Source organism: Streptomyces sp. NPDC058620 (assembly GCF_042717135.1).
Lineage (GTDB): Bacteria > Actinomycetota > Actinomycetes > Streptomycetales > Streptomycetaceae > Streptomyces.
Window position 1 is genome coordinate 88,035 of record NZ_JBHXQO010000023.1, and the last position, 11,909, is coordinate 99,943.

10 protein-coding genes are annotated in these 11,909 nt (G+C 71.7%); 3 read left to right on the plus strand and 7 right to left on the minus strand.

Annotated features, from left to right (window positions below):
• Positions 1-56: 56 nt before the first annotated feature.
• The 4 genes from ACFWSK_RS21670 to ACFWSK_RS21685 all read right to left on the minus strand — a co-directional run bounded on the left by ACFWSK_RS21670 (position 57) and on the right by ACFWSK_RS21685 (position 3,043).
• Positions 57-1,247, minus strand: coding sequence for a lipid-transfer protein (locus ACFWSK_RS21670; protein WP_383788616.1), 1,191 nt, complete (start codon positions 1,245-1,247; stop codon positions 57-59).
• Positions 1,244-1,720, minus strand: coding sequence for a Zn-ribbon domain-containing OB-fold protein (locus ACFWSK_RS21675; RefSeq protein ID WP_383788619.1), 477 nt, complete (start codon positions 1,718-1,720; stop codon positions 1,244-1,246). Before ACFWSK_RS21675 ends, ACFWSK_RS21670 begins: the two co-directional genes overlap by 4 nt.
• A gap of 49 nt (positions 1,721-1,769) precedes the next feature.
• The gene (locus ACFWSK_RS21680; protein WP_383788623.1) at positions 1,770-2,117 is read right to left on the minus strand and encodes an Mpo1-like protein; all 348 of its coding nucleotides are present in this window, start codon (positions 2,115-2,117) and stop codon (positions 1,770-1,772) included.
• A gap of 119 nt (positions 2,118-2,236) precedes the next feature.
• The gene (locus tag ACFWSK_RS21685; RefSeq protein WP_383788625.1) at positions 2,237-3,043 is read right to left on the minus strand and encodes a M15 family metallopeptidase; all 807 of its coding nucleotides are present in this window, start codon (positions 3,041-3,043) and stop codon (positions 2,237-2,239) included.
• Positions 3,044-3,184: 141 nt separating this feature from the next.
• Between ACFWSK_RS21685 and ACFWSK_RS21690 the strand changes: the two genes are divergently transcribed.
• Complete coding sequence (locus ACFWSK_RS21690; protein ID WP_383788642.1) at positions 3,185-3,643, plus strand: NUDIX domain-containing protein; 459 nt, start codon at positions 3,185-3,187, stop codon at positions 3,641-3,643.
• Between the two features lie 28 nt (positions 3,644-3,671).
• Here ACFWSK_RS21690 and ACFWSK_RS21695 read toward each other — a convergent pair whose 3' ends face one another.
• Positions 3,672-6,011, minus strand: a complete 2,340-nt coding sequence (locus tag ACFWSK_RS21695; RefSeq protein ID WP_383788627.1) for a glycoside hydrolase family 31 protein — start codon at positions 6,009-6,011, stop codon at positions 3,672-3,674.
• A gap of 218 nt (positions 6,012-6,229) precedes the next feature.
• On the opposite strand from ACFWSK_RS21695, the gene ACFWSK_RS21700 reads away from it, so the two are divergent.
• Both ACFWSK_RS21700 and ACFWSK_RS21705 read left to right on the plus strand, forming a co-directional pair.
• Positions 6,230-8,206 (plus strand): acetoacetate--CoA ligase, encoded by a 1,977-nt coding sequence (locus ACFWSK_RS21700; protein WP_383788630.1) that lies wholly within the window; start codon positions 6,230-6,232, stop codon positions 8,204-8,206.
• A 78-nt stretch (positions 8,207-8,284) separates the two neighbouring features.
• Positions 8,285-9,184, plus strand: a complete 900-nt coding sequence (locus ACFWSK_RS21705) for a hypothetical protein (RefSeq protein WP_383788633.1) — start codon at positions 8,285-8,287, stop codon at positions 9,182-9,184.
• Positions 9,185-9,247: 63 nt separating this feature from the next.
• On the opposite strand, the gene ptsP is transcribed toward ACFWSK_RS21705, so the two are convergent.
• Together ptsP and ACFWSK_RS21715 are read right to left on the minus strand one after the other, a co-directional pair.
• Positions 9,248-10,918, minus strand: coding sequence for a phosphoenolpyruvate--protein phosphotransferase (ptsP, locus tag ACFWSK_RS21710; RefSeq protein ID WP_383788635.1), 1,671 nt, complete (start codon positions 10,916-10,918; stop codon positions 9,248-9,250).
• 75 nt (positions 10,919-10,993) lie between these two features.
• Positions 10,994-11,443 carry a PTS glucose transporter subunit IIA gene (locus ACFWSK_RS21715; protein ID WP_383788638.1) on the minus strand — a complete coding sequence of 150 codons (450 nt, stop codon included), beginning with the start codon at positions 11,441-11,443 and terminating at the stop codon, positions 10,994-10,996.
• Positions 11,444-11,909: the final 466 nt, after the last annotated feature.

Sequence of the window (11,909 nt, forward strand, 5' to 3'; positions counted from 1 at the left end):
CGGGGTACGGGCCGCGCGGTCGTAGGGGGTACGGGCCGCGCGGACCCGCCCCGGTGTCAGCGCACCGCGATCACGGCCGAGCCGTGCCCGAACAGCCCCTGATTCGCCGTGATCCCGGCGCGGGCGCCCGGCACCTGTCGCCCGCCCGCGGTCCCGCGCAACTGCCACGTCAGCTCGCAGACCTGGGCGATCGCCTGGGCCGGCACCGCCTCCCCGAAGGAGGCCAGCCCCCCGCTCGGGTTGACCGGAACGCGCCCACCGAGCGCGGTCACTCCCTCGCGCACGAGCTTCGCGCCCTCACCCGGTGCGCACAGCCCGATGTCCTCGTACCACTCCAGTTCCAGCGCGGTGGAGAGGTCGTACACCTCGGCGAGCGAGAGATCCTGCGGGCCGATGCCAGCCTCCTCGTACGCGGCCCGGGCGATCGACGCACGGAAACTCCCGGGAGCGGGTTCCACCGCCACCGCGGAATCCGTCGCGATGTCCGGCAGATCCAGCACCTCCCTCGGAAACGTCGGGGTGACGGTCGAGACCGCGCGGATACGGACCGGGTCGACGGCCCCGTGGCGTCTGGCGAAGTCCATGCCGGACAGGACCAGGGCCGCCGCACCGTCGGACGTGGCGCAGATGTCGAGGAGCCGCAGCGGATCGGCGACCACGGCGGACGCCGCGACCTGCGCGGTGGTCACGGGAGCGCGGTACCGGGCGAGGGGGTTCAGGGCGCCCGCCGCCGCGTTCTTGACCTTGACCAGGGCGAAGTCCTCGCTCGTGTCCCCGTGCAGGGCCATCCGGCGCCGGGCGTGGAGCGCGAAGTAGGCGGGGTTCGTCGCTCCAAGAATGCGGAAGCGCAGCCAGTCGGGATCGTCTGGCCGGTCGCCGCCCGCCGGAGCGAAGAAGCCCTTCGGCGCAGCGTCCGCCCCCACCACGAGCACCACGTCGGCCAGGCCCGCGAGGATCTGGGCGCGGGCGGCGTTGACGGCCTGGGCCCCCGAGGCGCAGGCCGCGTACACACTGGTCACGCGCGCGCCCTGCCAGCCGAGCGCCTGCGCGAACGTCGCTCCCGCCACGTACCCCGGATAGCCGCCGCGCACCGTCTCCGCGCCGACCACCGAGCCCACGTCCCGCCAGTCGAGGCCCGCGTCGGCGAGCGCGGCCTTCGCGGCGACCCTGCCGTACTCGACGAAGTTGCGCCCCCACTTGCCCCACGGATGCATCCCGGCCCCGAGGACCGCCACGTCGCCGGTCATGCCGAGCCGCCCGGGGCCGGGACGGGCCGCCAGTTCCACGTCGCCCGTGAGGCCCCGCTCCCGGTTGCCCCGTCATGCCCACCGAGTACGCCGGGCACCGCCTCGACCGTCATCCCGACCGCCAGATCCGCCACCCCCACCCCCGGTGCCGCCTGCCCCAGCACGACCATGCGCTCGGCGGCCAACTCGACGGCGATCAGTGTGCAGGGCTCCCACGGAACATCGGGATCGGAGACGTACGGGGCCGGGGGCCGGTACCGGCCGTCGGTGAACGACCAGACCGTGCCCCGCTTGGAGAGGGGCACCTCGGCCAGTTCCCCGCCGGCGCAGCCCGGGTTGCGGCAGAAGCGGTCCTCGCGGGGGAAGAAGACCGTCCGGCAGCCCGAACAGCGGGTCCCCAGCAGCCGGAAGTCCTCATCGGTGCTGTCCTCGGTGAACCAACCGGCCACCACGGGTGTGCGCGTGCGCGACAAAGCCCCTCCCCGACACTGGATCTGACGGAACGTCAGAAGTGTGCCACGGTCAGCGGTTCCCGGCGAGCCACTTGGCAGCGGTCTCGGCCAGCTCCGCGTCCCGGCCCGCGAGCATCATCCGGATCATCTGCACGTCACCGCGCAGCGACCACGCGGGGTGCCCGAACGTGGCCGGGTTGTTCTTCTCGATGAAGAAGTGCGCCGGCCAGGCGGTCCCGTACCCGATGAGCGGCAGCGCCGCCGCGTACCGCCGTTTCCCGCGTGCCAGCCCGTAGGCGGCGATCGTGAGACCGGTCAACGTGCCGGTCAGATGCACCCAGCGGGTCGCGGCCCGGGAGTGCATCGCCACGTAATAGGGCCAGAATTCCTCGTACGAATCGAACGTCTGCTGTGACATACGGGCACCGTAATGGCTGGAAAGGCAACCGGATACGGCCCGTCCGCGTCCGAAGAGGAGAACGGACGGACCGGAGCCCACGGGGGTGGTCCCGGCCGTCCGTTCGACGGAGCCGGGACTCAGTGCCCCGCGATGGAGCGCTTCGATACCGGGAAGTCGAAGTAGGTGTCGGGGAAGAGCTCCGGCTTGAAGGTGAAGTGCCACCATTCCTCGGCCAGATTCACGAAGCCCAGACCGGCGAGCGTCTGCTTCAGCAACTGACGGTTGGCGCGCTGGACCCCCTGGATCCGCGGGTCGTCGGTGTGCGACAGGGTGTCGAAGCAGTCGTAACCCGTCCCCATGTCGACCGAGTTGTCGGGGAAGCGCTCGGCCTGCGGCGCGTAGCAGGGCGTCAGCGCCTCGCCAGGCAGATACGGCCTGGTGGGCAGCGCCGGCAGCTTCACCAGGGTCAGGTCCACGGTGCTGCCCCTGCTGTGGCCGGACTTCTCCGCGATGTAACCGTCCTCGAACAGCCGCGTCTTGTCGACCAGCGGGTAGAACTCGTCCTTCATCGCCTGATCGTCGAGATCCTTCGCCCAGCGAACGAAGTGGTCCACCGCCCGCTGCGGCCGGTAGCAGTCGTACACCTTGAGCGAATAGCCCTGGCGCAGCAGCCGCGTCTGCGCCTCGTGCAGCGCGCGGGCGACGGGCCGGGTCAGGATGCAGACCGGCTGCCGGTAGCCGTCGACGGGCGCCCCCAGGAAGTTGTGGGCGGTGGTGTAGCGCATCTCCTGAATGATCGTCGGATCGACGGAGCGCAGCGAGGCGAACTCCCGTGGGGCCTTCGGTTCGGGTGAGGCCCCGGCCACCGGGGCGGCGACGGTCACGGCGAGCAGGGTGGCGGCCGTGGCCGCCAGAACGCGGAAAGTGGTGCGAATTCCTGTCATGGCCACATCGTCTATCAGCTCCCGTGCCCCCGCGGAAGAGTGATCGGATACAGTCCGCCCGTGTCCGTACCCACGAACCCGCCCACGACGGCCGCCCGGGACTCGCACTGCGGCAGCTGCGGTACGCCGTACCCGGCGCGGATGGCCGCTGCCTGGCCCCGGACCTGCGCGGCATGCGGCGCCACCGCCTACCGCAATCCGCTGCCGGTCGCCGTGGCCCTGCTCCCCGTCACCGACGCGCACGGCGGCGGACTCGTCGTCATCACCCGCACCATCCCGCCGCAGCAGGGCGGAACGGCGCTCCCCGGCGGCTTCGTCGACCACACGGAGGACTGGCGCCACGCGGTGGTACGGGAGCTCCGCGAGGAAACCGGCATCGAGGCCCCCGAGCACGATGTCCGCCTGGCCGACGCGATGAGCAGCCCCGACGGTCACCTGCTGCTCTTCGGCCTGCTGCCCCCACGCCCGGCCGCCGCCCTTCCGCCCTCCGTACCGACCGACGAGACCGACGGCTACGAAGTGCTGCGCGCCGCCCGGGAACTGGCCTTCCCCCTGCACACCCGGGCCGCCCGAGCCTGGTTCGCCGGCCAGTACGGCTGACCGCCCGGCACCGGGCGACGCACCCCCGCTACAGCCCCCGCACCCGCAACGGAGGGACAGCCGCCCCCTCCTCCCCACCGTCCCGCTCGACCACCACGTGCCCGCCCGCCATCCGCGACGTGTACCGCTCGACCGCCGCCCGCGCCCATCCGTCACCCGCGTCCCGCACCACCAGGCCCCCGCCCGTACGGCCTGCCGGCGGAGCCCACACCTCCAGTTCGAGACCGCCCTCGCCACCCCGCACCGGAATCACCGCACCGGCCCGCGCCAGCACCGGAATCCGGGACAACGGCGCGTCCACCAGCACCTGCCCGGGCCCCTCGTACGCCTCCCCGGTCGCCGTGTCGTACCAGCGCCCGCGCGGCAGCCGCACCGCACGCCGCTCCGTCCCAGGCTCCAGCACCGGCGCCACGAGCAGCGCGTCGCCCAGCAGGAATGCGTCCTCGCAGTCCCGCAGCGCCCGGTCGCCGGGCGCACCCCACCACACCGGCCGTACATACGGGGCGCCCGTCAGCCGGGCCACCTGAGCCAGCGTCACGAAGTACGGGCGCAGCCGCTCACGCCCGCCGAACGCGGCCCGCGCGTATTCAAGGACCTGCGCCCGGGACTCCCACGGCTCCCGCCCGCCCCGGCCCACGGCCGCACCGGTGCGGAACAGCGGCAGAAAGGCATCCAGCTGGAGCCGGCGCACATACAGCTCGTCCGACTCCTCCGCCCCACCCCCCTCGGACCCCGAGTACGGCACTCCGCACAGCCCGAGACCCAGAACCAGGGCGAGCGAGGCCCGCAGCCCCGGCCGGCCGCCCGCCACCTCACCGGACCGGACGCCCCCGTACCGCTGAACCCCCGCCCAACCGGAACGCGAGACCACGAACGGCCGCTCGTCCGGCCGCAGCCGCCGCAGCCCCTCGTACCCGGCACGCGCCATGGCCAGGCCGTACACGTTGTGCGCCTCGCGATGATCACCACCGCGACCCTCCAGCGCGTACCGCGCCGACAGCGGAAGCGCCGGACCGCGCCCGTCCGACAGGGCACCCGGCTCGTGCCACACCCCGGAGAACCCCTGTTCCAGCCGCTCCTCGTGCAGCGCACCCCACCACTCCCGCACGAGCGGATCGGTGAAGTCCGGATAGACGCACGCGCCGGCCCGCCCCGTACCCCGCACCGCACCCCCGGCGGCGTCACGGACGTACGCACCGGCCGCCCCGATCCGCCCTCCGCCGTCGAACACGGCGTTCCCCGGCTCCACCGGCACCTCGGGCTCCACGGCAGACACCAGCCGGACACCGTCATCCCTCAGCTCCTTCGCGAGCCGGGGCAGACCCGGAAACCTTCCGGGACCGACACCGGACACCTGCCGACTCCCGCCCTGACCGGCATCCAGGTGGAGTACGGACAGCGGCATCCCCCGCTCCCGGTAGCCCGCCACGATCCGGCGCACCTCCTCCTCACCGCCGGAGCCCGGTCCGGCATGCTGCGCACCCAGCGCCCAGGACGGCGGCAGCGCCGGAGCGCCGGTCAACGCCGTCCAGCCCCGCAGCACCCGAGCCGGGGTCCCCGCGACGACCCAGCACCGGAGGGGACCACCGTCCATCCGCACCTCACAGGTCCCCGGCCTGTCATGCCCGGAGCCCGCACCCTCCTCGCCCTCACCCAAGGTCACCTGACCCGCCCACGCGTTGTCGTGGAACATCAGGTGCGTGCCCGCGTCGGACACGACCAGGTGGACGGGCATCGTGAGACCCCCCGGACCGTCACCGGGCCCGGAACCCCCGCCCGGACCGGGATTCCACAACGGGTACACGCCCGCAGGCAGCCGTGCGCCACGAGCCCGCCCGCCCAGCCCGAAGAAGCGTGCGTCGGCCGGCACCTCGGACCGCTGGACCCACCGCGCGGCACCTCCCGCCACCGGCTCCCACCAGCGCGGCGGCAGCTCCCGCCGGAGCACGAGCCCACCGGGCGTACGCAGCTCGACCGCCCCGTGCCGCGACACCGCCACCGTCAACCGCTCCGAGACCACCTGCCAGCCGCCGTCCTTGTCCGGCTCCAGCGCGGCCCGCGGGTCCGGTTCCGGCTCGGGACCGGGCAAGGCGTACGACGGCAACGCCTCCGCCCCGTCCCAGGCCCAGAACACCGCACCGCCCGCCGCGACACGTATCCGCAGCTCCGAACGGGCGAACCTCACGACACCCCCGCCGGGCCCCGGCTCCGCCCCCGTCAACAGGCCCGGCACCCTCGCCCGCTCCGCCCCGCGCGGCGGCAGCGCCCGCGCATCCGCCCGCCGGTGCCGCCAGGCCGTGCGCACCGTGCGCAGCCCCCGTACCGAACCGACCATCTTCACCGAGCGCACCAGGTCACGACCGTCCATACGGCCCACCCTGCCAGCCGGCCGTGCCGGAACGGGCTGCGTTCAACTTCCGTTCACCCGTGGCCGGACCACATAACGGGACGGGCAACCATGGCCGGGCGACCCTGGTGCGAAAGACGATCACATGGCATCGTCCGTAAAAGCCGCTCACGCGCACACCCCAGCACGTGCGCGCGACACGCCCACCCCGCGTACCCGTACAGCCAGGGAGCCGACCCATGACCGCACGTGCCGAAGAAGCCCCCCTGTGGCAGCCCGACGCCGACCGCATCGCCGCCGCGGCCGTCACCCGCTTCCAGAACTGGGCGGCCGGACGGTACGGAGCACCGGCCGAGGGCGGCTACGCCGCACTGCACCGCTGGTCGGTCGACGAGCTCGACACCTTCTGGCAGGCCGTCGCCGACTGGTTCGACGTACGGTTCTCCACCCCGTACGAGACCGTCATCGGCGCACGCTCGATGCCCGGCGCCCAGTGGTTCCCCGGCGCCACCCTCAACTACGCCGAGCACGCCCTGCGCACCGCAGATGACCCCCTCCGAGCCGACGCCCCCGCCCTGCTCCACGTGGACGAGACCCACACGCAGGTGCCGGTCAGCTGGTCGGCCCTGCGCCGCCAGGTCGGCTCCCTCGCCGCGGAACTCCGCGCACTCGGCGTCACACCCGGCGACCGGGTCAGCGGATACCTCCCCAACATCCCCCAAGCGGTCGTCGCCTTCCTCGCCAGCGCGGCTGTCGGCGCCGTATGGACCTCCTGCGCCCCCGACTTCGGCGCCCGCAGCGTCCTCGACCGCTTCCAGCAGGTGGAACCCGTCGTCCTGTTCACCGTCGACGGCTACCGCTACGGCGGCAAGGAACACGACCGCACCGACACCGTCGCGGAACTGCGCCGCGAGCTCCCCACGCTGCGCGCGGTCGTCCACATCCCGCTGCTCGGCACGGACGCGCCCGACGGCACCCTCGAATGGTCCGCCCTCACCTCCGCGGACATCGAGCCCGTATTCGAGCAGGTCCCGTTCGACCACCCGCTCTGGGTGCTGTACTCCTCCGGCACCACCGGACTTCCCAAAGCGATCGTCCAGTCCCAGGGCGGCATCCTGCTCGAACACTTCAAGCAGATCGGCCTGCACTGCGACCTCGGCCCCGACGACCGCCTCTTCTGGTACACCTCCACCGGCTGGATGATGTGGAACTTCCTCGTCTCCGGCCTGCTCACCGGAACCACCGTCGTGCTGTACGACGGCAGCCCCGGCCACCCCGACGTCAGCGCCCAGTGGCGCGTCGCCGAACAGACCGGAGCCACCCTCTTCGGCACCTCGGCCGCGTACGTCATGGCCTGCCGCAAGGCCGGAATCCACCCCGGACGCGACTACGACCTCTCCCGCGTGCAGTGCGTGGCCACCACCGGCTCCCCGCTGCCGCCCGACGGCTTCCGCTGGCTCCACGACGAGGTGGCCGAAGACCTCTGGATCGCCTCGGTCAGCGGCGGCACGGACGTCTGCAGCTGCTTCGCCGGCGCGGTCCCGACGCTTCCCGTCCACATCGGCGAACTCCAGGCCCCCTGCCTCGGCACCGACCTCCAGGCATGGGACCCCGCGGGCCGGCCGCTCGTCGGTGAGGTCGGCGAACTCGTCGTCACCAACCCGCTGCCCTCCATGCCCATCCGCTTCTGGAACGACCCCGACGGCAGCCGCTACCACGACAGTTACTTCGACATGTACCCCGGCGTCTGGCGCCACGGGGACTGGATCACGATGACCGACCACGGTTCGGTCGTCATCCACGGCCGCTCGGACTCCACGCTCAACCGCCAGGGCGTACGCATGGGCTCCGCCGACATCTACGAGGCGGTCGAACGGCTCCCCGAGATCCGCGAATCCCTTGTGATCGGCCTGGAGGAGCCCGACGGCGGCTACTGGATGCCGCTCTTCGTCCATCTCGCCGAAGGCGCCACGCTCGACGACAAGCTCCGCGACGCCATCAAGCGGACCATCCGCGAGAACCTCTCCCCACGCCACGTGCCCGACGAGGTCATGGAGGTGCCCGGCATCCCGCACACCCTCACCGGCAAGCGCATCGAGGTTCCGGTCAAGCGCCTCCTCCAGGGCACACCCCTGGCCAAGGCCGTCAACCCGGGCTCCGTCGACAACCTCGAACTCCTCCACTTCTACGTGGACCTGGCCCGCACACGCCAGTGACCGCCCGCACCGCGGAGCCACTGTCAGTCCCCCTGATTACGCTGAGTGAGCATTGATCGACAGCGCACAGGGGGACACATGGCGCACACCAGGCAGTACAGGCAGAGCACATCCATGCGGCGCGCGCTGCGCCGCGAAGCACCCAGCACGATCGGCCTCCTGGTCGACAGCCAGGACTTCGCGGCGATGCGGCACTACCGCAGCTTCACCTTCGACGACCACACCGTCTATCTCCAGCAGGTCGAAGGACTGCTCAAAACACTCGCGGCCCAGGGCATGCACACCACGGTCGCCCTCTTCGACCCCGAGGACTACGCGGAGTTCTGCGCCGAATCGCACCTCGATCCGGACAGCGGCGCCAGCCGGACCCGCTTCACCGCAGAGCTCGCGGCGGGCGGCGCCACCGTCGCGTACACGGGCCAGCCCATCGACACGCTGGTTCCCCTCCTCGTCAGCCGGGCCGTCCGCCGGGCCACGTGGGAGTACGCCACGATGCTCCTGGCCGGCCTCGGCGACTGCGTCGACTGCGGTCAGGACATCGGACGCGCAGCCTTCGACCGGGCCTCGCACCTCTTGTCGCGGCTCCTGACCACAGCCGGCCCCGGCACCCACCACATGGTGTGCAGCACGCCCACAGAGAACGAGCAGCTCCTCGCCGTCCTCCACGCCGAGTGCGGCCCCACGGGCCCGGCGCGGCTCGACTCGACGGAAGGAGCCGAGTTCGCCACCGTCCTCGCGGTGGGCGTCGCCCAGGAAGCCCGCGGGGGAGTGGTGCTCCGCACGAGCGGCCCGGACACCCCGGACCGGGTCCACGGCTGGCGGCTGATCCGCGGCAGCCTCGTCCCCCTCACCGAAGGAGAGGTCTTCAGCGCCTACTGCACCGATGCCGACACGGGCGAACCAGTAGCCCCTGAATCGGGCGTGGAATACCGCGCCGGATTCGACATCGGAGCCGACGAACCGGAAACGCACCACTGACAAGCCGAAGGGGCTTCCCGCCACCATCGGCGGGAAGCCCCTTCGACCAGCACCTGCGCCGGACTACTCGCCCGACAGCACCGCCTGCGCGGCGTTCCGCGCCTCTTCGGCGGAGTCGGCCGCACGCGCCGCGGCGGCCGCACGCTCGCACTGGGCCAGCGTGTGCTTCGCCAGCGTCGCGCGTACGTAAGGAATGGACGCGGCACCCATCGAGAGGGAGGTGACACCCAGACCGGTCAGCACACAGGCGAGAAGCGGGTCCGAGGCCGCCTCACCACAGACACCACAGCTCTTGCCCTCGGCCTTGGCGGAATCGGCCGACAGCGCGACGAGGTCCAGCAGCGCCGGCTGCCACGGGTCCTGGAGCCGGGACACGGCCCCCACCTGACGGTCGGCCGCAAAGGTGTACTGCGCCAGGTCGTTGGTGCCCAGCGACAGGAACTCCACCTCCTGCAGGATCGAGCGCGCCCGCAGCGCGGCGGACGGAATCTCCACCATCGCGCCGAACTTCGCCTGCAGCCCGGCCTCGCGGCAGGCATCGGCGAACGCCTTGGCGTCGGCACGGTCGGCCACCATCGGCGCCATGACCTCGAGATAGACCGGCAGTCCCTCGACGGCCTTCGCCAGCGCCGTCAGCTGTGTCCGCAGTACATCGGGGTGCTCCAGCAGACTGCGCAGCCCCCGCACGCCCAGCGCCGGGTTCGGCTCGTCCGCCGGGGTCAGGAAGTCCAGCGGCTTGTCGGCACCCGCGTCCAGCACCCGCACGACCACACGGCCCTCGGGGAACGCCTCCAGCACCGCGCGGTACGCCGCGACCTGCTTCTCCTCGGACGGCGCCTGCTTGCTGTCGTCCAGGAACAGGAACTCGGTGCGGAACAGCCCGACGCCTTCGGCACCCGCCTCCACGGCCGCCGGCACATCGCCGGGACCGCCGATGTTGGCGAGCAGCGGCATCTTGTGCCCGTCCGAGGTCGCACCGGGACCGGTCGAAGCGGACAGCGCGGCCTTGCGGGCCGCGGCGGCGCTCTCCATCTCCGCACGCTTCTCGGGGCTCGGATCGACGAAGATCTCGCCCGTCGAGCCGTCCACGGCGACGACCGTGCCCTCGGCCAGCTCACCGGCACCGGGCAGCGCCACGACAGCCGGCACACCGAGCGCCCGCGCGAGGATCGCGCTGTGGCTGGTGGGCCCGCCCTCCTCGGTAACGAACCCGAGTACCAGAGTCGGGTCGAGCAGAGCCGTATCGGCCGGGGCCAGGTCCCGCGCGATGAGCACGTACGGCTCGTCACTGTCCGGCACGCCCGGCATCGGGACACCGAGCAGCCGGGCCACGATCCGGTTCCGCACGTCGTCGAGGTCCGCGACCCGCCCCGCCAGGTACTCACCGGCGTTGGCCAGCAGCGCACGGTAGGCGGCGAACGCGTCGTAGATACCGCGCTCGGCGGTGCTGCCGACAGCGATACGCCGGTCCACATCAGCGATGAGCTCGGGGTCCTGCGCCATCATGGCCTGGGCTTCGAGCACGTGCTGAGCCTCGCCCCCGGCCAGATTGCCGCGTGCAATCAGGTCGGCGGCCACAGCTTCCACGGCCTGGCGAGCACGCCCCTGTTCGCGCTCGGCCTCCTCCGCGGGAATCTGCTTGGCAGGCGGTTCGAGGACCGCCGTACCCATGTGCCGAACCTCGCCGATCGCCACACCGTGGCTCACACCGACGCCTCGCAGCGTTGTCTCCATTTCACCCGTCTCCGGTTGTGCGGTGGCCGTACCACCGCGGCGGTTGTCCAACTGGCCGTTATGTCTACGAAAGTGCTACTGCCAGCCGAACAGTGTGTCGCCGACCTTCACGTCGCCGTCCTCGCGGACGTCGGAGAGGGAGTCGGCGGTGGCCTCGAGCGCGACGATGGGGCAGATCGCCGACTTGCCGGCCGCCTCCACGGCAGCCGGGTCCCAGCGAACGATGCCCTGCCCCCGGACGACGGCGTCGCCCTTGTTGACGAGAAGCACGAAGCCCTCGCCGTTGAGCTGGACGGTGTCGATCCCGAGGTGCGTCAGTACTCCGTGGCCTTCGCTGTCGACGACGACAAAGGCGTGCGGGTGAAGGGAGACCACGATGCCGTCGACCGGGGACACGGCCTCCGACGGCTCGCGCACGGGGTCGATTGCCGTTCCGGGGCCGACCATGGCGCCGGAGAAGACCGGGTCCGGCACCGCGGTGAGTCCGATGGCGCGTCCGGCAAGAGGGGACGTCACGTTGGTCATGGGGAGCCTCCCAGGGGGTGGAGCTTCGTGTGTCGCCGCCGCGGCTGATGGGGGACGGCGTACTGCTCAGCAGGGTAAGTCATATGAAGTCCCGGTTCCGCCCGAGACCTACCGGTTGGCGGACCTAGAGGCGCACCAGAAACGATTTGCCTCGACTCCCGGCGGCCTGTACTGTCGTACTTCTGCCTGACCCCAACGCGACATTGAGTCGGGGGTCGGCGGCGACCATTAAGCCCAGATCCTAACCCTCCATTCCGCTTCTGCATGCCTGCAGGACTGGTCAAAGGGAACAGGGAATGGCTGATAGAGTCGGACTCGCCGGAAAGGGAAACCGCGAAAGCGAATTCCTTGAAAGGCGAAACCCGCTTCGGCCGGGAATCGGACACGAAAGAGTCTGATAGAGTCGGAAACGCAAGAACGAAGGGAAGCGCCCGGAGGGCCCCGGTGAAACGGGACCGAAGGAAGC